General features: G+C 74.1%; 13 protein-coding genes. 6 read left to right on the top strand and 7 right to left on the bottom strand.

Features of this window, described 5'->3' with window-relative positions; translation table 11 throughout:
• Positions 1 to 153 precede the first annotated feature (153 nt).
• The gene (locus tag AB0E02_RS34685; RefSeq protein WP_362147218.1) at positions 154 to 3,966 is read left to right on the top strand and encodes a multifunctional oxoglutarate decarboxylase/oxoglutarate dehydrogenase thiamine pyrophosphate-binding subunit/dihydrolipoyllysine-residue succinyltransferase subunit; all 3,813 of its coding nucleotides are present in this window, start codon (positions 154 to 156) and stop codon (positions 3,964 to 3,966) included.
• Between the two features lie 80 nt (positions 3,967 to 4,046).
• Here AB0E02_RS34685 and fxsT read toward each other — a convergent pair whose 3' ends face one another.
• The 7 genes from fxsT to AB0E02_RS34650 all read right to left on the bottom strand — a co-directional run bounded on the left by fxsT (position 4,047) and on the right by AB0E02_RS34650 (position 16,805).
• Positions 4,047 to 7,115, bottom strand: a complete 3,069-nt coding sequence (fxsT, locus tag AB0E02_RS34680; RefSeq protein WP_362147215.1) for an FxSxx-COOH system tetratricopeptide repeat protein — start codon at positions 7,113 to 7,115, stop codon at positions 4,047 to 4,049.
• A gap of 134 nt (positions 7,116 to 7,249) precedes the next feature.
• A complete protein-coding gene (locus AB0E02_RS34675) occupies positions 7,250 to 8,434 on the bottom strand; it encodes an FxsB family cyclophane-forming radical SAM/SPASM peptide maturase (RefSeq protein ID WP_362147213.1) in 1,185 nt (394 codons plus the stop codon).
• Positions 8,435 to 8,639: 205 nt separating this feature from the next.
• Entirely contained in the window at positions 8,640 to 8,858 is a 219-nt protein-coding gene (locus AB0E02_RS34670) for a YxD-tail cyclophane-containing RiPP peptide (RefSeq protein WP_362147210.1), read from the bottom strand.
• A gap of 96 nt (positions 8,859 to 8,954) precedes the next feature.
• Positions 8,955 to 12,632, bottom strand: coding sequence for an SAV_2336 N-terminal domain-related protein (locus tag AB0E02_RS34665; RefSeq protein ID WP_362147207.1), 3,678 nt, complete (start codon positions 12,630 to 12,632; stop codon positions 8,955 to 8,957).
• 5 nt (positions 12,633 to 12,637) lie between these two features.
• Positions 12,638 to 13,699, bottom strand: a complete 1,062-nt coding sequence (locus AB0E02_RS34660; RefSeq protein ID WP_362147204.1) for a MoxR family ATPase — start codon at positions 13,697 to 13,699, stop codon at positions 12,638 to 12,640.
• 323 nt (positions 13,700 to 14,022) lie between these two features.
• Positions 14,023 to 16,197 carry a trypsin-like peptidase domain-containing protein gene (locus AB0E02_RS34655; RefSeq protein WP_362147202.1) on the bottom strand — a complete coding sequence of 725 codons (2,175 nt, stop codon included), beginning with the start codon at positions 16,195 to 16,197 and terminating at the stop codon, positions 14,023 to 14,025.
• A complete protein-coding gene (locus AB0E02_RS34650) occupies positions 16,197 to 16,805 on the bottom strand; it encodes a CU044_2847 family protein (RefSeq protein WP_362147199.1) in 609 nt (202 codons plus the stop codon). The genes AB0E02_RS34655 and AB0E02_RS34650 overlap by 1 nt, the downstream gene beginning before the upstream one ends.
• A gap of 153 nt (positions 16,806 to 16,958) precedes the next feature.
• Between AB0E02_RS34650 and AB0E02_RS34645 the strand changes: the two genes are divergently transcribed.
• The 5 genes from AB0E02_RS34645 to AB0E02_RS34625 all read left to right on the top strand — a co-directional run bounded on the left by AB0E02_RS34645 (position 16,959) and on the right by AB0E02_RS34625 (position 20,708).
• Positions 16,959 to 17,138, top strand: a complete 180-nt coding sequence (locus AB0E02_RS34645) for a DUF6104 family protein (protein WP_030415955.1) — start codon at positions 16,959 to 16,961, stop codon at positions 17,136 to 17,138.
• Between the two features lie 41 nt (positions 17,139 to 17,179).
• On the top strand, positions 17,180 to 17,392 hold the full coding sequence (locus tag AB0E02_RS34640) for a hypothetical protein (protein WP_362147196.1): 213 nt from the start codon (positions 17,180 to 17,182) through the stop codon (positions 17,390 to 17,392).
• Between the two features lie 122 nt (positions 17,393 to 17,514).
• On the top strand, positions 17,515 to 18,390 hold the full coding sequence (locus AB0E02_RS34635; protein WP_362147193.1) for a DUF4097 family beta strand repeat-containing protein: 876 nt from the start codon (positions 17,515 to 17,517) through the stop codon (positions 18,388 to 18,390).
• Between the two features lie 2 nt (positions 18,391 to 18,392).
• Positions 18,393 to 19,535 carry a helix-turn-helix transcriptional regulator gene (locus AB0E02_RS34630; RefSeq protein ID WP_362147190.1) on the top strand — a complete coding sequence of 381 codons (1,143 nt, stop codon included), beginning with the start codon at positions 18,393 to 18,395 and terminating at the stop codon, positions 19,533 to 19,535.
• Between the two features lie 369 nt (positions 19,536 to 19,904).
• Complete coding sequence (locus tag AB0E02_RS34625; protein WP_362147187.1) at positions 19,905 to 20,708, top strand: hypothetical protein; 804 nt, start codon at positions 19,905 to 19,907, stop codon at positions 20,706 to 20,708.
• Positions 20,709 to 21,067: the final 359 nt, after the last annotated feature.

Here is a 21,067-nt window from a genome sequence, read left to right as displayed (position 1 = left end):
GTGTGTTTCCCGCCAAGTCATGCCCTGAAACCCTTCGGTGAATGTGACGTGCGCGACGAGTGGCCCTCCCGGACTGCACCAAAGGTCACAAGAGGCGTAGCCTTTATTCCCGCTGTCCACCACCTTAGGAAGCGGAAGAGGGCGGTTGCCGCCGTGTCGCTACAGTCCCCCAACACTTCGAGCATCTCGAACGAGGCCGATCAAGCGGGGCAGGGCAAGAGCCCTGCTGCTGCGTTCGGCCCCAATGAGTGGCTCGTCGACGAGATCTACCAGCAGTACCTCCAGGACCCGAACTCGGTAGACCGAGCCTGGTGGGACTTCTTCGCCGACTACAAGCCGGGCGGCGCCACCGCGCCGAGCACGCCGGCGGAGGCCCCCGCCCCCGCTGCGGCCGCCCCGGCCCAGTCGTCCCCCGCGGCCCCCGCCGCGGACGGGCCGAAGCCCGCCGCCGCGCCGGCCACCCCGGCCGCGAGCGCCCCGGCCCCCGCCAAGCCCGCGCCGGCCAAGGCCGCCGACGCCAAGCCCGCCGCCGCGAAGCCCGCGCCGAAGCCGGCCGCCGCGAAGCCGGCTGCGAAGGCCGACGGCGAGGCCCCGGCCGCCGGTCCCGAGTTCGTGACCCTGCGTGGCCCGTCGGCCGCCGTTGCGAAGAACATGAACGCCTCCCTGGAGCTGCCGACGGCCACGTCCGTCCGCGCGGTCCCGGTGAAGCTGCTCTTCGACAACCGCATCGTCATCAACAACCACCTCAAGCGCGCCCGGGGCGGGAAGGTCTCCTTCACCCACCTCATCGGGTACGCGATGGTGCAGGCCCTCAAGGCCATGCCGTCGATGAACTACTCCTTCGCGCAGAAGGACGGCAAGCCGACCCTGGTCAAGCCCGAGCACGTCAACCTCGGCCTGGCCATCGACCTGGTGAAGCCGAGCGGCGAGCGCCAGCTGGTCGTCGCCGCCATCAAGAAGGCCGAGACGCTCTCGTTCTTCGAGTTCTGGCAGGCCTACGAGGACATCGTCCGCCGGGCCCGGGACAACAAGCTGACGATGGACGACTTCACCGGAGTCACCGCGTCGCTGACCAACCCCGGCGGCATCGGCACGGTCCACTCCGTGCCGCGCCTGATGCCCGGCCAGTCGATGATCATGGGCGTCGGCGCCATGGACTACCCCGCCGAGTTCCAGGGCACCTCGCAGGACGCCCTGAACAAGATGGGCATCTCCAAGGTCATGACGCTGACCAGCACCTATGACCACCGCGTGATCCAGGGCGCCGCCTCCGGCGAGTTCCTGCGCATCATGAGCCAGCTGCTGCTCGGCGAGAACGACTTCTACGACGAGATCTTCAAGTCGCTGCGGATCCCCTACGAGCCGATCCGCTGGATGCGCGACATCGACGCGTCGCACGACGACGACGTCACCAAGGCCGCGCGGGTCTTCGAGCTGATCCACTCCTACCGGGTCCGCGGCCACGTCATGGCCGACACCGACCCGCTGGAGTACCACCAGCGCAAGCACCCCGACCTCGACATCACCGAGCACGGCCTCACCCTGTGGGACCTGGAGCGGGAGTTCGCGGTCGGCGGCTTCGCCGGCAAGTCCATGATGAAGCTGCGCGACATCCTGGGCGTGCTGCGTGACTCGTACTGCCGCACCACCGGCATCGAGTTCATGCACATCCAGGACCCCAAGCAGCGCAAGTGGATCCAGGACCGGGTCGAGCGCCAGCACAAGTCGCCCGAGCGCGAGGAGCAGCTGCGCATCCTGCGCCGGCTGAACTCCGCCGAGGCCTTCGAGACGTTCCTGCAGACCAAGTACGTCGGCCAGAAGCGCTTCTCGCTGGAGGGCGGCGAGTCCGTCATCCCGCTGCTGGACGCGGTCATCGACTCCGCGGCCGAGTCGCGGCTGGACGAGGTCGTCATCGGCATGGCCCACCGCGGCCGCCTCAACGTCCTCGCCAACATCGTCGGCAAGTCCTACGCACAGATCTTCCGCGAGTTCGAGGGCAACCTCGACCCGAAGTCGATGCACGGCTCCGGCGACGTGAAGTACCACCTGGGCGCCGAGGGCACCTTCACCGGCCTGGACGGCGAGCAGATCAAGGTCTCGCTGACCGCCAACCCCTCCCACCTGGAGGCCGTGGACCCGGTCGTCGAGGGTGTCGCGCGCGCCAAGCAGGACATCATCGGCAAGGGCGGCACGGACTTCACGGTCCTGCCGATCCAGCTGCACGGTGACGCGGCGTTCGCCGGCCAGGGCGTGGTCGCCGAGACGCTGAACATGTCCCAGCTGCGCGGCTACCGCACCGGCGGCACGGTGCACGTCGTCATCAACAACCAGGTCGGCTTCACCGCCGCCCCGGAGTCGTCGCGCTCCTCGATGTACGCCACCGACGTGGCCCGCATGATCGAGGCGCCGATCTTCCACGTGAACGGTGACGACCCCGAGGCCGTCGTCCGCGTCGCCCGTCTGGCCTTCGAGTTCCGCCAGGCGTTCAACAAGGACGTGGTCATCGACCTGATCTGCTACCGCCGCCGCGGTCACAACGAGTCGGACAACCCGGCCTTCACCCAGCCGCTGATGTACGACCTGATCGACAAGAAGCGCTCGGTGCGCAAGCTCTACACCGAGTCGCTGATCGGCCGTGGTGACATCACCCTCGAAGAGGCGGAGCAGGCGCTCCAGGACTTCCAGGGCCAGCTGGAGAAGGTCTTCACCGAGGTCCGCGACGCCACGACGGCTCCGGCCGCCCCCGAGGTGCCGCAGCCCAAGGCGGAGTTCCCGGTCTTCGTCGACACCGCGATCTCCCAGGAGGTCGTCAAGCGGATCGCCGAGTCGCAGGTCAACATCCCCGAGCACATCACCGTGCACCCGCGTCTGCTGCCCCAGCTGCAGCGCCGCGCGGCCCAGGTCGAGGACGACGCCATCGACTGGGGCATGGGCGAGACCCTCGCCGTCGGTTCGCTGCTGATGGAGGGCACCACGGTCCGGCTCGCCGGCCAGGACTCCCGCCGCGGTACGTTCGGCCAGCGGCACGCGGTGCTCATCGACCGCGAGACCGGCGAGGACTACACCCCGCTGCTCTACCTCTCCGAGGACCAGGCCCGCTTCAACGTCTACGACTCGCTGCTGAGCGAGTACGCGGCGATGGGCTTCGAGTACGGCTACTCGCTGGCCCGCCCCGAGGCGCTGGTCATGTGGGAGGCCCAGTTCGGTGACTTCGTCAACGGCGCGCAGACCGTCGTCGACGAGTTCATCTCCTCGGCCGAGCAGAAGTGGGGCCAGACCTCCGGCGTCACCCTGCTCCTGCCGCACGGCTACGAGGGCCAGGGCCCGGACCACTCCTCGGCCCGGATCGAGCGGTTCCTGCAGCTCTGCGCGCAGAACAACATGACCGTGGCGGCGCCGACGCTGCCCTCCAACTACTTCCACCTGCTGCGCTGGCAGGTGCACAACCCGCACCACAAGCCGCTCATCGTCTTCACCCCGAAGTCGATGCTGCGTCTGAAGGCCGCGGCGTCGAAGACGGAGGAGTTCACCTCGGGCGGCTTCCGCCCGGTGATCGGCGACTCCACGGTCAAGCCCGAGGACGTCCGCAAGGTCGTCTTCTGCTCCGGCAAGGTCTACTACGACCTGGACGCGGAGCGGCAGAAGCGCGGCGCGAACGACACCGCGATCGTCCGCATCGAGCGGCTCTACCCGCTGCCCGGCAAGGAGCTCCAGGCGGAGATCGCCAAGTTCCCGAACGCCGAGAAGTACCTGTGGGCGCAGGAAGAGCCGGCGAACCAGGGTGCCTGGCCGTTCCTCGGCCTCAACCTGATCGACCACCTCGACCTGGCGGTCGGTGCCGACGTCCCGCACGGCGAGCGGCTGCGGCGCATCTCGCGCCCGCACTCCTCGTCCCCGGCCGTCGGCTCCGCCAAGCGCCACCAGGCCGAACAGGCCCAGCTGGTCGCGGAGGTCTTCGACGCGTAAGCGTCACCGGACCGGCAGGCACAAGCGGAAGGGCCCGTCCCCCTCGGGGGGCGGGCCCTTCGCCGTGCGCGGCACAGGCGTCACACGGGCTGCGGCTCGAAGTCCCAGTACGGGCGCCGCCGGCGGCGGGCGGAGAGGGTGTGCGGGTGCTCGGCGCCCAGCGTCTCGGAGAGCTGCTGGATGGCCTCCTGCTCCAGCTTCGCCGCCTCCTGGCCGCGGCGGCGCAGTGCGCGCAGGTCCTCGGCCAGCGCCGTCTTCGCGGAGAGGGTCAGCGGGTGCAGGTCGCCCAGCGTCGCCTTGGCCCGCTCCAGGATGTCGCGGCCCAGTTCCACCGCGGCCTCCTCGTCGTCGGCCCGGCTGCGGGCGGCCGCGGCGTTCAGCGCACAGCCCAGCGTCCACGGGTGGTCCGGGCCCATCGCCGCGGTCATCCCGGCAAGGGCCCGCTCGGCGAGGTCCAGTGCCTCAGCCACCTCCCCGAACCCCGCGCGGACCAGCCCGACGTTCCCCAGCGTGCCGACGGTGTACGGGTGCCGTTCACCGGCCAGCGCCTGATAGCGCTCGGCGACCTCCTCGGCGAGGTCGCGGGCCTGCCCGAGGTCGCCGTGCTCCCGCAGGAAGGTGGCGTGGTCGGCGCGGACCATCAGGGTCTCCGGGTGGCGGGGGCCCTGGACCCGGCGGGAGCGCTCGACGAGGTCGGCCATCAGGGCGGCGGCCTTGGTGACCTCGCCGGAGCGGCGCCAGCACAGCGCGAGGTTGTGCTCGGCACGCAGCGTCTGGGGCGTGTGCGCGCCCATCACCGCCAGGTGCAGCCGGGCGTTGAGCTCCTGGCTGGAGGTGGCGTCGCGGTAGCGGCCCAGCAGGCGCAGCATCCGGGCGTAGGCGGTGCCCGCGTTGAGCGTGAGGTGGTGCCGGGCGCGCAGTTCGCGCTCCCGGAAGGCCAGCACCTCGCGGTGGGTGACCAGGGCTTCCTCGTAGCGGCCGAGCAGCGCGAGGACGTTGCCGAGGTTGTGCCGGGAGGAGAGGGTGCGTGGCGCCTCGGGGCCGAGCAGGTCGGTGTAGGCCCGCCAGACGGCGTCGAAGAGGTCGTACGCCTGCTCGTAGGAGCCGAGGGCGATCAGGGTGCCGGCGAGGCCGTCCTGGGCGCGCAGCAGGTCGGCGTCGGCGGGGTCGCGCTCGGCGGCGAGCTGGTCGACGACGGCGCTGCCGACGGCTTCGGCCTCGCGGTAGCGGCCGAGCCTGCGCAGCATGTTGGCGTGCTGGTGGGTGAGCACGAGCATGGTGCGCTGGGTGGGTTCCAGGCGGGTCTGCCAGCGGGACATGAACTGCTCGCACAGCCGCAGTCCGATGCGGTACTCACCGCGGACCCGGAGGTATTCGATGCAGTTGAGCAGCAGCTGCTGGACGGCCGGATCGGCGCTGTCGAGGACCCCGGCGGGCTCCAGGTGCGGGATGAGTTCGGCGTAGCGCTCCCAGTAGCGGGTGTCGGAGGGGTTCTGCGGGTCTGCGGTGACCAGCACCCGGCAGGCGGTCGCGGCCATCAGGTCGCGTTCGTCCTCGGTCATGTCGCTGCGCAGGAACCGGTGGTAGAGCCGGTGCATCAGCGCGGTCTCGACGGCCGGGTCGGCGTCCTGGGAGACCTGGTAGTCGAGGCGTACCGCGGTGGACTCGGTCAGCCGGCGCAGTGCGGTGTTCCAGCTGATCGGCTCGGCGGCCAGGTCGGCCAGGTGCTCGGGCAGGTCGCCGCGGCGGGCCTTGGCGAGCATCGGGACGGGGATGGCGTCGGGGGCGAAGAAGGCGAACAGCTTGAGGAGTTCGACCGCGGCGGGGCTGCGCTCGCGCAGCGTGTTGAGAGTTATGGCCCAGCTGGTCTGGAAGGCCATCGGGTAGTCGGAGGAGATCCGGATGCCGACGAGGCTGGGCTCGCCGCGGCGGATCAGCTCGATGTACTCCTTGGGGGACATCGGGTTGGCGTCGAGCCAGGCGGCCGTCTGGGCGAGCAGCAGCGGCAGGTCCTGGACGGCGTCGGAGAGCATGTCGGCCTCGACCGGCGTCAGCCGCGGTGCCCGCCGGCGGGCGTAGGCGACGGACTCGACCCGGGTGAACGGCAGCACCTCGATCTCCTGGGCGCTGCCGGAGCCGGACCAGTCGCGGGTGAGCGTGGTGATCAGGACGTGGCCCCGGCCGTCCGGGATCAGGTCCTCGATCTGCTCCATGTCGTCGGCGCTGTCGAAGATCAGCAGCCAGCGGCGGTACGGGCGGCCGATGCGCAGGGCTTCGTGGACGGCGCGGATCCGGTCGCCCAGCTCGCGGCCGACGGGGAGGCCGAGGCGGGTGGCGAGTTCGGCGAGCTGTTCGCGGGCGGCGCCGCGGTTGGTGGCGCTGATCCACCACACGACGTCGTAGTCGTTGCCGAAGCGGTGGGCGTATTCGGCGGCGATCTGGCTCTTGCCGACGCCGGAGGTGCCGTACAGCGCGAGGCGGGTCTCCAGCGGCGGCGCCGCGGTCACCGCGGTGCCGGCCAGCTTGCCGTAGAGCTCTTCGAGGACGTGGTCGCGGCCGGTGAAGCGGTTGTTGCGGCGCGGGATGTTCCACACCTCGGGCGGGTTGTTCGGGAAGCGCGGCTCGCCGGGGGCGTTGTCGTCCACGGTGCGCGGCGGGGCGGCGATGCCCAGGCGGGTGAGGACCCGGCGGTGGGCCTCCTGGGCGTCCAGGTCGCGCAGATCGGTGGGCCGCAGCAGGGAGGCGGTGGCCGGCAGGCTCTGGGTGGCCACGCTCACCGCGGCGAACCGGTCGGCGTGCGGCGGCACCACCTCGCGCAGCGCGGCGGTCCACTCGTCCTGCGTCTTGGGGCCGAGCCGGAAGTACCAGTCGTCCAGCACCATCAGCAGCCGGCCCTCGGCCTCCAGCAGGCCCGACAGCTCCTCGACCAGGGCGGTGTCGACGTGCGGGTCCCAGCGGAGCAGTGTCGTGCCGTGGCCCTGCTGCTCCAGCTGGTGGGAGATCCACGCGGCCCAGGGCCGGGCGAAGCCGGCGTAGCTGATGGTGATGTGCTCGGCGGAGCCGACCGGGCCGGACGGGCCGGGGGAAACGGCAGCACCGGAGGACCCGGCGGCACCGGCGGAACCAGCGGAAATGGACTGATCGACCATGCGACCGTCTCCCTGAGATGCGATGGTGCGCGCGTGCGGCGGCGGGGGGCATCGGGCACGCCCTGGTTCTTTCGCACGATAGCCGAAGTGGTGCTCCGGATGACGACAGTGCGTCAGGTCAGGTGAGCAGCCGGTCAGTTGGGGGAAACGGTGGCGTCCAGCCGGGCGGCGATGTGCCGTATCAGGCGTTCCAGGTCGGCGCAGTACACCGACGGGTTGGTGAAGCCGCCGGTGTCGGCGCGGTAGCGGTGGGCGTAGTTGCCGCCGCCGCAGACCTCGACCAGGGCGCAGCTTCGGCACCGGGCGGCGAGCCCGGCCCGGCCGCTTCGGCGGGCGGCCATGCCGGGGTGCGCGAGGGCCTGGTCGAAGCTGTGGCGGAAGACGTCGAGGCCGGTGGCGGCGGCGCCCTCGTAGGCGGATTTGAGCGAGTCGACCTGTTCGATGGCGCCGTCGGTGTCGACGACGAGGGCGACGACCGGGGAGAGGCCGACCGACTCGCTGGTGCTGGGGCGTCCCAGCAGGAGACCGAGGATCTCGGTGAAGACTCGCACCCGGGGCCCGGGGCCGCCGTCCCACCACAGGTCGAAGACGGTGCACAGCCAGTCGCCGTACGGGGAGCGGCCGGCAGGCCCCGGCGCGACCGGGCGGGGGGCACCTGCGGGGAGGGTGGCCGGGGGCGGGCTGGACCAGTTGGCGTGCGGCAGCAGGAAGTCGAGCATCGGCGCGTCCAGTGCGCGCAGCGAGCCGTAGACCTCGGCGGGGTCCGCGGTGGCGTCGATGGTGCACAGGATCCCGGCGAACACCTCGGGGCGGCCCCGGAGCAGTGCCACGGCGCGGGAGACCGCGGGCCATGAGGGCCGGCCGGCGTGGTCGAGGCGGCGGCGGTTGAGGCCGGGGGTGCCGCCGTCGAGGCTGAGGCCGATGCGGAAGCCCGCGCCGGCGAGCGCGTCGACGGTGTCCGGGGTGAGCAGCGTCCCGTTGGTCTGGACGCCGAAGTGGGCGGTGCAGCCGGCGGGCAGCGCGGCGCGGACGGCGGCGGCCTGGTCGAGGAGCGGGCCGGGGCCGGTGAGCAGCGGCTCCCCGCCGTGCAGGTCGACGCGGATCTCGCGGAGCCGGTGGGTGCGGGCGTGTTCGGCGATGCGCAGGGCGGTCTGCCGGACGGTGGCGGCCGGGACGGTCCGCGGGCGTTCGCGCCAGCTCCGATCGGGGCCGGCGTAGATGTAGCAGTAGGTGCAGGCGAGGTTGCAGCGGCTGTGGACCTTCAGGATGAACTGCCGGAACGGCACGACGGTGCTCCGGCCGGTCGTCTCCCCCGCCACGGCGTCGCCCCCCTGCCCCGTATGCCTGCGTCGAGGTACGGGACCGGCGCAACCTGGCCGTCAGTTCCCGTCCACTTCCTGCTACATGACGCAGCCCTCGATCGAAGAATCGAATCGTCCGGACAACTGGCCGGTTTCCGTGCGCGTTTGCCCAAAAATCGGTGCCCGCGTACCCGGGCGGCGCGCAGGACGTCCGTCCGGCCGTTCAGCGCAGCCAGTTGCCGGGGCCGTCCTCGTAGTACGCCACGGCCTCGTCCCCCCTGGGCCAGTTGCGCAGCAGCAGGGCCGCGACCTCGCCGAGCACCGCATGGTCCGTGCGCGCCGCCAGAGAACCCACATCGACCGCCGCGAAATCCGGCAGCGGCTCGGCCGACGGCCCGGGCGGGGCGGCCACAGCCGGTTCGGTGCGGGGGGTGTTCGCCACGCTGCTCTCCTCTGGCCGGCTGGACGGGGGTGTTCCCGGACTCCGGTCCACGGAAACACGTGCGGGCGGCGGCGGCCGGCCGGGGGTGCCGGGGGCTCAGGCGGGGGATGCGAGGGCGCGCATCCGGTCGCGGGTGCGCTGCGCCTCGGGGCCGGGGTCGGCGGCGGTGCGCTGCCAGTGTTCCCAGCTCTCGCGGTAGGCCTGGAGCGCGGAGCGGGGGCCGGCGGTGACTTCCAGGACCTCGCCCCGGCGGTGGTGGGCGCGGGCGGCCAGCAGGGCGCTGCCGGCCCGGCCGGCGGCCGCGGCGGCACGGCGGTAGCAGGCGGCGGCGCGGTCGTGGCGCTCGCGGGAGCCGAACCGGCGGTCCAGCAGCAGTTGCACGTCGCCGACCTCGATCCACGCCTCGGCACACACCACGTCCGGCACCCCGGCGCCCCGGGCGGCCAGTTCCAGGATCCAGTCGGCCTCGTGCAGATCGGCGACCGAGGGCCGGCGTTCGTGGCGCAGCCGCAGCGCCCGGCCGAACAGCAGCCGACGACTGCCGAGGTCGGGGTCCTGCGGCGCGACCCTGGCCAGCGCCTCGCGCAGGACGTGCACCGCCTCGTCGGCCAGCCGCCGGCCTGCTTCCTCCGCGGGCTCCTGGCGGGCCCGCAGCAACAGCGCGGCACCGCGTTCGGCGAGCAGCGAGCTGTGTACGGGGGTGTCGGGGGCGGTCAGCCGGAGCGCGGCGGCCAGCGCCTCGATCGCCGCGTCCAGGGCCGCGAGCGCACCCGTACGGGTGTGAACGGCACGCTGCGCGGCGGCGATCCGGCGCAGGCTGTCGGCCTCCAGTACCGGGTCGCCGAGGGCCTGCGCGATCGCCCGGGCCCGCTCCAGGGTGGGGAGCACGGACGGCAGCGCCGCGCCACCGCCCAGCCGGCGGGCCGCCGCGAGGTCGAGCAGCGTCTCGCACACCAGGCGGTCGGCGGTGCTGCCGCGGCGGCGCAGCAGGACGGTGGCGGTGTCGAGGTCGTCGGCGGCGCGCACCGCGAGCTCCTCGGCGGAACGGGCCGCGCCGGGCTCTTCGGGCCGGCGGGCGGCGGCCCGGTGGGCCTGGTCGAGCAGCACCCCGCCGCGGGCGGCATGGACCTCGCCGGGGACCTGCTCCCCGCTGGGCCAGCGGTCGAGGAGCGTGGTGAGGGAGCACTCCGCCTCGTCGAGCGGGTCCGCGGGCGGCGGTGGCCCCGGGGTGCCGTCCGGCTCCGGTGCGGCGGGCGCTTCGGGGGTGGCAGGTGCTTCGGGTGTGGCGGCCGTTGCGGGCGAGGCGGCCGCTCCGGGCGAGGCGCCCCGTCCGGGCGAGCTGCTCGTTCCCGGCGGGACGGCCGTCGCCGGCACCGCGGCCGTCGCCGGCAGGGCGGCCAGGCGGCGCAGGACCTCGGTGCGCAGCACCATGCTCTCCAGCACCCGGGGGTCGAGCAGGCTCATCAGGCCGCAGGCGGCGTCGAGTTGGCGGGCCGCCTCGGCGAGCGCGGTGCGCTCCCCGGCCGGGTCACCGGCGGCGCGGCGCTCCCGGGCGCGGGCGTGGGCGACCCGGCCGAGCACGATCAGCACACGGGTCCGCTCGGCCGCACCGGCGTCGTCGTCCCGGGAGGCGTGCCCGGAGCCGTGCCCGGAGTCGTCTCCGGAGCCGTCCCGGGAGTCGTGCCGGGAGGCGTCGCGTTCCGCGGTGTCCGCGAGGGGCGCCGCCCCCAGGGCACGTTCGGCCGCGCGCACCGCCCGTTCCGCCTCCTCCAGGGCGTCCGGCTGGCGCCATTCCGCCCAGGCGTGCAGCAGGGCCCGGGCGAGGTCCGTGCCGGCCGGAGGGAGGCGTTCCGCGGCGGCCCGCAGCAGCCGGACCGCCTCGATCAGATCGCGGACGGCGCGGCCCTGTTCGTAGCGCTCCAGGAGGGCGGCGCCCTCCGCCCCCGGGCCGTCGGACGCGTACGGCCGCCGGTCGGGCGGGCGCAGCGCCGGTTCGAAGCGGCGCAGTACGCGTTCGGAGACCCGGGCGAACGGTTCGGGGACCGCCCGCCGGCCGGTCTCCGGCTCCCGGCCGCTGCCGGAGAGCATGGCCACCGCGACCGCGGGAAAATTGCGGGCGCTGCGCCCGAAGGTGCGCTCGATGTAGAGCGAGCAGTGCTTGAGCACCAGCGCGGCCTCGCCCGCGCTCAGCCGGGCGAGCAGTTCGTCCCGTACGCCGGGCACGAAATCGTACCAGGGGCCGGTCGCGGCGAGCTGCTCCTCCGGCGGTCCGGCGCCCGGGGCGCGCTCCCCCGGCGGGAACTCCTCCGGCGGCACCTGGGCGACCAGCCCGCTCAGCAGCACCTCGGCCAGCTCGGCCGGCCCGGTCTGCGGCAGCATCGCGCGCTGCACGAGCTGGATGACGGGCAGCGCGAGCGGCACCGCCGAGAGGTGCACCGCGAGCAGCCGGGCGGCCGGCGACGCCTGCCGGTCGAACTCCCGGACCATCCGGGACGGTTCGCCGCACCCGGGGGCGGGCGGCGGGCCGGAGTGCGGTTCGGCGCCGTGGTCGGCGCGGACGACGGAGGCCGCGCCGCGCAGCGAGAGACCGGCGTCGGCGGCGGCCAGCCGGGCCCAGGAGCCCAGCGCGGACGGGGTGGCGGCGAGCACCGGGACGGCGCGCTCGCGCGGCGGCCCGGTCTCCGTGCCCGGGGGCGGGACGGGCCGGCGGCGGCGCCGGGCGGGCCGGAAGTCGAGGGGCTGGTACGGGCCCTGGCGCCGGACCAGGGTGCCGGCGACGGCGGGCAGCAGCGTCCGCCCCCACATCCGCTGCGGCAGCGGCTGGACGACGGCGAGCGGGGCGTCGGCCGCCCAGCGGTAGAGCAGCCGCTGCATCCGGCCGTCGCGCCAGAGGGGGCCGGCGCAGTCGCTGACGACGAGGGTGAGGTGGTGGCCCGTCGGGTCGTGCAGCTGGTCGGCGGGGCGCAGCGGGCGGCCCGGGCCGGGGGCCGCGGTGACGCCGACGTCCGCGCCGTGCGGATGGAGGTAGTGGACCGTGACGTCCCGGAAGGCGCCCACCCGCTCGCAGACCTGGCGCAGGTCGTGCAGCATCTGCTCCCATACGGCCATCGAGGACGAGCCGTCCATCAGCAGCCGGAGCCCGGCCGTGCGGCGGTGCACCCCGCGCAGCACCGGGATGACCATCTCGGCGTGCGCGGAGAGTTCGGCGGTGGCCCGCTCGTCCAGCTTGCGGCGGGCCGGGGCGGCCGGCGGGCGGTAGCGCTGGACCGGCCGCAGGGCGCGCTGCAGCGGCAGGAGTCCGGGGAACGCGGAGGCGATCGGGACCGCGACCTCGCCGAGGCGGTACCGGTCCGGGTCGGTGCTCGGCTCGGGCCGGGCGGGCAGCAGGTCCGCGACGCGGCGCCGGGCGGCCTCCCGGAGGGCGGCGGCGGACGCGGCCTCGCCGGCGGCCGGATCCGGGGAGCGGTCGCCGTCGAAGGACGCTCCCTTCCCGCCCGTCAGGCCCGGTGAGACGGGAGGCCCTACCCGGAAAGTGGCCGGATCCGCATGGTCGGGACGGCGGTCGGCACCGCCAGCTCCGGCCCCGTCGGCACCGTCGGCCCCACCCGCCGCGCCGCCCCCGTCCGTCCCCTCGGCGGGCGACGGGTCCGGGGTGATCCACTGGGCGAGCCAGAGGGCGTCGGCCATGCCCCGGGCATCGGGCGGCAGCCCCGCCGCGGTCAGCCGGGCGACCAACTCGTCGAGGGGGCCTGGACCGGGCTCCCCGAGGGGCACCGCACTCACCTCGTCCGATCGAGAGGCCGCATCAGCTCCGCCGTCAGTCGCCGCCGGGTCTCCTCCTCGTCCTGGTCCGTCCAGCCGGCCTTCTGGGTGAGGTGGATGGCGTTGAAGAGCTGGTCGACGGCGCGTACATCACCGGGCTCGCGGTCCAGGAAGCGGTCGATCACGGATGCGTAGCGCTCGGCCGCGCCCTCGCCGAAGTGGGCCCGCACCATGGCGGCCAGCCGCTCCTTGTCGGGCGCCGGTATGTGGAGGTGGATGCAGCGGCGCAGCAGGGGCGCCGGGAAGTCCCGCTCCCCGTTGCTGGTGAGGACGATGAAGGGGAAGGCGTGGCAGCGCACCCGGCCGCCGCGGACCGTCACCCGCGCGCCGTCGTCGGTGAGCACCGCCACCTCGGGCGCGGATCCGGCCAGCCGCTCCAGCTCCGGAATCCGGAACTCGCCTTCTTCCAGGACGTTGAGGAGGTCGTTGGGCAGGTCGATGTCGCTCTTGTCGAGCTCGTCGACGAGCAGGACCCGGGGCCGGGCGGCCGGCAACAGGGCCGTGCCGAGCGGGCCGAGGCGGATGTAGCGGCCGATCCCGCCGCCCGGTTCGCCGGTGCCGTCGTCGTCGGCCCCTCCGGCGGCGCCGTCCGCGGCGGGCGACGGGGCGGCCCGGGCGATCTGGAGGTCCTGGAGCCGGCCGATGGCGTCGTAGTCGTACAGGCCGTCGCGGAGCGTGCTGCGGCTGACCACCGGCCAGCTGAGCACCCGGCCGAGGCCGAGCTCGTACGCGACCGAATGCGCGAGGGTGCTCTTGCCGCTGCCCGGGGCGCCGGTCACCAGCAGCGGCCGGCGCAGGTAGAGCGCGGCGTTGACCAGCTCGCGCTCGGTCTCGCCGGGGCGGTGGTGGCTGGCCTCGCGGTGCTGCACGCCGAGCCTGCGCTCGGAGGCGGGGTCGAGCGCGGCCGGCGGCGCCACGAGGGGGCCGCCGTCGAAATCACGCCAAGGGGGTGGCGGCGGAAGGTGCTCAATTCCGTCGTGCGGTGCTCCCGCGCCACGGTAGATGAGCCAGTCGCTCACGTCGGAACTCCTCGTCGCCGGACGGGTCGGTACCTTCGGTCACGTCATCGCGCCACCGCGCGGCGCACCCTCACGTCGTCCCGCTCACATCGTCACGCGCACGCAGCCGGGCCACGCCGAACTGCCGTCCGCCGTCGCGTCGTTGCGCCACATCGTCCACGAACAAGTCTTCCACGAAGCTATGACAGTACCCATCCCTGTGGAAGCGCACGGGGCGGTTTCCGGTCTCGCGGGTCGCAGGCGGGGCGCTGCGCGCCGGGCGGGGGCACGGAAGGGGGGCACGGCATCGGCCACCCGGCGCACACCGTCGTGCACTCCCCCGCTCACCCCGGGGACACCTGGGGCCGGTCCGGGAAGAGCGGAGGCAGCGGGTCCTCCGGGTCGTCGTAGAGGAGGATCAGGTCCCGCGCCCAGTGACTGCCCTCCTCCGCCGCCTCGGCGGCCTTGGCGCGCAGCTGCCGGACGAGTTCGGGGAGCCGGACCAGGCCGCCCGAGCCCTGGAGCAACTCCCGTACGCCGCGGTGGAATTCCTCGCAGGCGGCGTCGCACTCCCGCTCCTCGCCGTGGCCGCGGGCCGGCCACAGCCCGGCCGGGAAGCCGGTGTCCAGGGCCACCCCGACCGCGTCCCGGCCGAACCCGTCGGCGACCGTCCGGCACAGCGCGGGCAGCGCCCCGTCCTCCGCCGTCTCCAGCAGCCGCCAGACCCTTTCGGCGGAGCCACCGGGGCGCACGCCGGCGCCCGTGGGCGGGATGCGCAACGCCGTCAGCGCGGGGGCCGCGGTCATGCCCTGCCAGCGGCGCAACCAGGCCGGATCGACCTCCTCACGCCGGCCCTGGTCACGCAGGACCACGGCCCGGCCGGGACCGACCGGCCGCCGCCGGGCGGTGCGCCGGGTCGACGCAGCGACCTCCCAGTGGCCGGCGGCGGTGTCCCAGCGCCCTTCGGGGACGGCCACCTCCAGCCGCACCCGGGCGCCCGGCCCGGCGTCCCCGTCGGCCCGCAGCAGCCGCCCGCCGAGCCGTCGCAGCACCTGCTCGCGCGCCTCCTCGAACGGCACCCCGCCGGCCGACTCCTGCACGTCCACCCGCAGCCACTGCCCCCGGCCGTAGCCCTCGCTGACCGACCAGTTGTAGAGCTCATGGCCGTTCTCGTCGTAGAAGAGCGGCTCGAACTCGACGAGGACGGAGCGCGGGCGGCGGCGCACCGGGCCTATCCGGCGGCGGTCCTGCGGCTGCAGGACGACCGCCCTGGCCTGGACGAACTCCGCGAGCCTGGCCGTCGCTCCGCGGACCGCGGCGGCCTCCTCGCCCGGTACGTCCCGCACCTCGTCGGCGGTCCGCTGGGCGACGATGCGCAGGTAGTGCACGAAGGCGCGGAGTTCCGTGTACGGGTCGCTGCCCTGATAGAGCGCGCCGTGCCCGTCCCGCCAGGTGCGCAGCGACCAGGCGCCGGGCCGTTCACCGCGCTCCAGCGCCTCGTCGACCGCCGCCTCGACGAGCAGCGGGTCACGCGGTGCGGGCAGCCGGGCGAGCAGGTCCAGGGCCTGCAGCCGCTCCTGGACGCCCCAGAGGCGGCCGCGGCCCGCCATGATGGCGTGCTGCGCGTCGAACCAGGTGGGCCCGCCGGCCCGGGCGAGGTCCTGTCCGGTCCAGTGCCAGCGGTCGTGCAGCCCCATCAGCGCGTGGTAAGGCTCGGGCCCGAGCCCCTCGGCGCCAGCCACCAGATGCTCCGGGCCCAGCCCGCGCAGCGCGGTGACCGGCACCGCGAGGCCCACGTGGTCCTGCTGGTGGCGGCCCTTGACGATGCCGACGACCTCACCGCGGTCACAGTCGATCAGCGGCCCGCCGGACGCCCCGGGGCTGACCCGGACATCGCTGCCGAACTGGAGCCCCCGGGCGTCCCGGGCACCGAAACGGACGGCGATGAACGGATCCACGGCGGCCGACGGGCCCGGCGCCCCGGCCGGCCCGCGCACCGCCGACTCACGTAGTACGCGTTCCTCGGCGGCGCCGCACCCGGGCCCGGTACCGGCAGCCGGCAACGGGTCCGGCCCGCCCGACCTGTCGTGTCCGCGGAAGATGTAGGCGTCCTCCAGGAGCGTCGCCGGCTGGTCGCTCAGCCAGGCGCACGGATGGTCGGCCTCCGGGTCGAGCAGCCGCACCAGGGCGAGATCGGCGCGGGCCGCGCCGGGCCCGGCCTCCGGGGCGGGCCGGCTCAGGTCGTACACCAGGTGCGCGGGCTCCACCCGGCCGCCGAACGCCACCCCGAAGACCCCGTCCGGACCGGTCTCGCGGCGCCGCCCGTCACTCGCCGCAAGAACGTGTGCGCAGGTCAGGACCCATCCCGGGGCGATCAGCACCCCGCTGCCCCACAGCCGGGCGTCGGCTGCACCCGGCGCCGCGCGCAGGGCGACGGTGGTGCGGCCGGCGTGCTCCAGGAGCTGGGCGTACCGGGCACGGTCGCCGCGGCCGGCGGTACGTCCCTCGGCGGTCGCCATCAGCGGCCCGCGTCATCGGGCTCCCGGCGGCCGGCCGGAGGTTCCGCCTGCGGTACGGCCGGGGGTGCGGCCTGAGGTACCGGCTGGGGGGCGGCCGGAGCTTCCGCCTGAGGTACCGGCTGGGGGGCGGCCGGAGGTTCCGGGTGTGGTGCGCCGCCGCCGTGGTTCTGTCCGGGCTGCCGGTCCCGGTCGCCCTGCCGGTCCTGGTCACCTTGCCGGTCCTGCTCGCCCTGCCGGGTCTGTCGGTCCTGTCGGTCCTGTCGCCAGGTGAGGGTGACGGAGAGGTTGGTCTTGGCCTCCCCGTCGGCGAGCAGGGCGACCGCCTTGCCCGGTTTCGCGGACAGTTCCACACCGAAGGTCACGCTGGTCTCGTGCGGCGCGACCCGTGCGGTGGCCTGGCGGACGCTGGCGGCGACCCCGCCGATCACCTCGCGGAGGCCCTCCACCCGGGCGCCCAGCGCGTCCCAGGCGCCGACGTCCTCGAAGTCCCCGTCCTCGTCCCCGTGCAGCGGGTCGGTCCCGTCGAGTCCGGGGGCGTCCAGCCGGGAGACCCGGGCCCAGACCTCCGTCCCGTCGGGCAGTTCGATGCGCTGTGCGCGATCTTGCATCACGGCCTCCTGCTCCCCCTGGACGGCAATTCCCCGATTGCCGCAGGACCGCTGACAGGTGATCAGGCTAGCCCCCGGGCGGCTGGGGCGCGAGAGGTCCGTGGGCCTGCCTATCCTGGCCGGGAATGACCCATGACCCCTGGTGGAGAGCGCGTGTATTTCACTGACCGTGGCATCGAGGAGCTGGAGAACCGGCGCGGCGAGGAGGAGGTCACCCTCGCGTGGGTGGCCGATCAGCTGCGCACGTTCGTCGACCTGAACCCGGACTTTGAGGTTCCGGTGGAGCGGCTGGCCACCTGGCTGGCGCGGCTGGACGACGAGGACGACGAGTAGGCGACTGGCGGACGAGTAGGCGACTGCCCGACGAGCAGCGAATGGCGGACGAGCAGCCGCTGGCGGACGAACAGCGGCCGGCGGACGAGGAAGAAGCGGCGGCGGGGCGGGGGCGCCGTGCGGCGGGAACGCCGTACGGCGCGAGGACGCCGGAGAGGACGCCGAAGAGGCCGCTGGCCGCCGCGAAGGCCCCCGCAAAGGGCGCTGTGGAGAACACCGCAGAGAACGCCGTAAGGGCCAAATACCAGGGATGACATAGGGGGCGAGTAGGGGACGGGTCAGGGTCGGGGCCGCTTGACTTCCCGAAGCCGCGATATATCGTGTCTGTTGAGGACGCGATATGTTGCGTTGCACGGCTATCCAGGGGAGGCCAGGAATGTCAGCCCGGACCGCGTGGTCGGAGAATCCGATCGAGGTGACCGCACCGCGCACGCTGGAGATCCCGGACTCCGTCCGCGGGCTCAACGTCCGCCTGGTGGGCGGCACGGTCAACGTCGTCGGCACCTCCGACGGCAGCCCCCCACGCCTGGAGATCAGCGAGCTGCACGGCCCGCCCCTGACCGTCTCCTTCGACGGCGGCACCCTCTCCGTCGCGTACGAGGACCTGCCCTGGAAGGGGTTCATGAAGTTCCTCGACCGCAAGGGGTGGCAGCGCAGCGCCGTGGTCTCGGTGGCGGTGCCGGCCGACACCCGGGTCGAGGTCGGGGTGATCGGCGCCAGTGCGGTGGTCTCCGGGATCTCGGGGCGTACGGACGTCCGCGGCATCTCCGGCGACATCACCCTGGTCGGCCTGACCGGCGGAGTGCGGGCGGACACCGTCTCCGGCAACGTCGAGGTGCAGTCGCTCCAGGGGGAGCTGCGGTTCAACTCCGTCTCGGGCGACCTGACGGTGATCGACGGCGCCGGCGGCGCGGTGCGCGCGGACTCCGTCAGCGGCGACATGGTCCTGGACCTCGACCCCGGCAAGGGCGCCGACATCACCCTCACCACGGTCTCCGGCGAGGTCGCCATCCGGCTGCCCGACCCGGCCGACGCCAGGGTCGAGGCCAACACCACGACCGGCACGGTCTCCAACGCCTTCGACGACCTCCGGGTCAGCGGCCAGTGGGGCGCCAAGAGGATCACCGGATCGCTGGGCGCGGGCACCGGCCGCCTCAAGGTCACCACGATCTCCGGCGGACTGGCCCTGCTGCGCCGCCCCGCCTACGAGGACTCCCCCGCCGACCCGCCCGCCGAGAAGAAGGTGCTCTGAGCATGCCCCCCGTCTTCGCCCATGGCCGCCTGCGCCTGTATCTCCTCAAGCTGCTGGACGAGGCCCCGCGGCACGGCTACGAGATCATCCGCCTCCTGGAGGAGCGCTTCCAGGGCCTCTACGCCCCCTCCGCCGGCACGGTCTACCCGCGGCTGGCCAAGCTGGAGGCCGAGGGCCTGGTGACGCATGCGACCGAGGGCGGCCGCAAGGTCTATTCGATCACCGACGCCGGACGCGCCGAGCTCGCCGACCGCGGCGGCGAACTGGCCGATCTGGAACTGGAGATAAGGGAGTCGGTCGCCGCGCTGGCCTCCGACATCCGCGAGGACGTGAACGGCTCGGCGCGCGACCTGCGCCGCGAGATGCGCGAGGCCGCCCAGCAGGCCCGCGCGGGCGCGTCCACGGGGGGCAGGCTCGGTGGCGGCGGGAAAAACGGTGCCGCGGGGGGCGCCGGACGCCCGTTCCCTGAGGCCTCGGACTACTTCGACGGCGCCTTCGGCGACAAGGAAGCCTGGCGGCAGGCGAAGGAGGAGTTCCGGCGCGCCAAGGAGGAGTGGAAGGAACAGGCCCGGCGGGCCAAGGAGGAGAGCAAGCGGGCCCGCCAGGACGCACAGCGCGCCCGTAAGCAGGCCCGGGACGCACAGGTCTTCGCGCGCGAGGAGATCCAGCGGGTCATCAAGCGCGTCCAGGACCAGGCCCAGGGGGCGGTGCGGTCGGGCGACTGGTCGGGCGCGGTGCGGGAGGCGCTGTCCGAGGTGTCCCGCGAGGTCGGCCGGTTCACCGGCGAACGGCCCGCGGAGGACCGCCCCGCCGGACCGTCCGCCCCCGACGACGGCTCCCAGGTGACGGTCGAACGCATCGACCTCACCAAGGAGGACACCGAGCCGCCCCAGCAGCCCACCGCGTCCGCGGCACCGCCTGCCCCCGAGTGGGCGAAGGAGCCGGTCAGCGGCGACCCGGCCCGCGACTTCGACCGGCTGCTGGACCGCTTCCGCGACGATCTGCGGGACGCCGCCCGCGATCACGGCGTCACGCCCGAGCAGTTCAGCGAGTCACGCCGCCGCCTGTCGGCCGCCGCCGCCCACATCGGCGCCCTGCTCCGGCACCCGGACCGGCACCCGCCCACGACGGACCCGGAGCAATAGCCCACTGACGCCCACCCAGCCCCCGGCGGCGGCGCGCCCGGGATCGCCGTCACACCGGCCCCGGGAGCCCGCCGCCGTCTCCTTCGTACCCGCGGCCGAAAGCGCACCTCACCCCCCACCGCCACCGACCGAGCCCACCAGGCCCGCAGCACGGACCCAACTCACCGACAACTACACAGAGTTGCCTTCTGCGTGCTAGATTCACGCGCCGTAATCGGGGAAGTCACTATTTCGCACGGCTTTTCGTCCGGCACGGGGTTCCGACGGGCCCCTCCCCACGCCGCCGGCCGGCGGCCGCGCCCCGGCCCCGTTGGACCGGCCCCGGTCAACTCCCTGTCTGCGCGCACCCGTAGCCCATGAGGTAACGCGATGTCGGAATACCTTTCGGTCGCCCGCCGGATGTGGCATCTGCTGGAGCCACTGCACGCCTTGCTGTACTTCGCGCCCGAGGCCCGTCAGGTCGCGGCGGACCTCGGTTACGACGTCGCCTCCCGCTGGCCAAGCTACTTCGCCTGGCGGACGGCTCCCCTGGGAGCGGCCGGGCCCGAGCTGGTGACCGCCACGCTCTACACCTTCAGCCCGCGCCTGGTCGCCCGCTACGTCCCGCAGATCTGGACGGTCGCGGAACCGGCCAAGGTGCTGGACGCCCGGCTGCTGGCCATGGACCGCGCACTGACCGCCCTCATCGACGGCCGGCTGACCACCGCTCAGCTCACGGAGGCGGCCCGGCTCGCGCGCCAGGCCGCCGAGAACGCCGGCCCGGCCGGCCACCCATTGGCCGCCGCCAACCTCGACCTGCCCTGGCCGGAGGCCCCCCACCTGGTCCTCTGGCAGGCCGCGACCGTCATCCGGGAGCACCGCGGCGACGGCCATGTGGCGGCGCTGCTGACGTGCGGGCTGGACCCGTGCGAGGCCCTGGTGTCGGTCGCGGCGATCGGGGCCGCGCCCGACACCGAGGTCGCCGGGCGCGGCTGGAGCGCACAGGAATGGCGCGACGCCCGCCATCGCCTCGCCGCGCGCGGCTGGATCACCCCGGACGGCACCGCGACCGCCCGCGGCCGTGACGAACACCAGGCGATCGAGCGCCTGACGGACCACCTGGCCGCCGGCCCATGGCGCGCCCTGGGCCACTCCCGCGCCGACCGCCTGGCCCATCTTTTGCGGCAGCTTTGACCCCCCACGTACCCGCCTCTCCCGCCGCGGGGCGCTGCGCTTGGCCTCGGCCCTACGTACCTGTCTGCTGCGCCGCGGGGCTTGCTCGCCGTTGCGCGCTATGCGGCGCCCCGCACGTACCCGTCTCTCCCGCCGCGGGGCTCGCTCGCCGTTGCGCGCTATGCGGCGCCCCGCACGTACCTGTCTTTCCCGCCGCGGGACTTGCTCGCCGTTGCGCTTTGCGGCGCCCCGCACGTGGCTGCCTGCGGCGCCGCGGGGCGTCTGGCCGTTGCGCCTGCGGCGGGCTGGGTGGGTGTTGGGTGCGGTGACGGGCCTGCGGGGCCGGTGTTTGGGACTGCTGTCGCTTTACGTCCCAAACA

This window comes from Streptomyces sp. NPDC048196 (genome assembly GCF_040652715.1).
In the GTDB taxonomy this organism is placed as follows: Bacteria; Actinomycetota; Actinomycetes; order Streptomycetales; family Streptomycetaceae; genus Streptomyces; species Streptomyces siderophoricus.
Note: the sequence above shows the minus strand (reverse complement) of the source record. Positions and strands in the feature narration are given on the sequence as shown.

Bases quoted from the DNA above. Each gene is read 5' to 3' on its own strand.
- fxsT (WP_362147215.1), bottom strand. From the start codon at position 7,115: ATGGTCGATCAGTCCATTTCCGCTGGTTCCGCCGGTGCCGCCGGGTCC.
- AB0E02_RS34655 (WP_362147202.1), bottom strand. From the start codon at position 16,197: ATGGCGACCGCCGAGGGACGTACCGCCGGCCGCGGCGACCGTGCCCGG.
- AB0E02_RS34650 (WP_362147199.1), bottom strand. From the start codon at position 16,805: ATGCAAGATCGCGCACAGCGCATCGAACTGCCCGACGGGACGGAGGTC.
- AB0E02_RS34640 (WP_362147196.1), top strand. From the start codon at position 17,180: ATGGCGGACGAGCAGCCGCTGGCGGACGAACAGCGGCCGGCGGACGAG.
- AB0E02_RS34635 (WP_362147193.1), top strand. From the start codon at position 17,515: ATGTCAGCCCGGACCGCGTGGTCGGAGAATCCGATCGAGGTGACCGCA.
- AB0E02_RS34630 (WP_362147190.1), top strand. From the start codon at position 18,393: ATGCCCCCCGTCTTCGCCCATGGCCGCCTGCGCCTGTATCTCCTCAAG.
- AB0E02_RS34625 (WP_362147187.1), top strand. From the start codon at position 19,905: ATGTCGGAATACCTTTCGGTCGCCCGCCGGATGTGGCATCTGCTGGAG.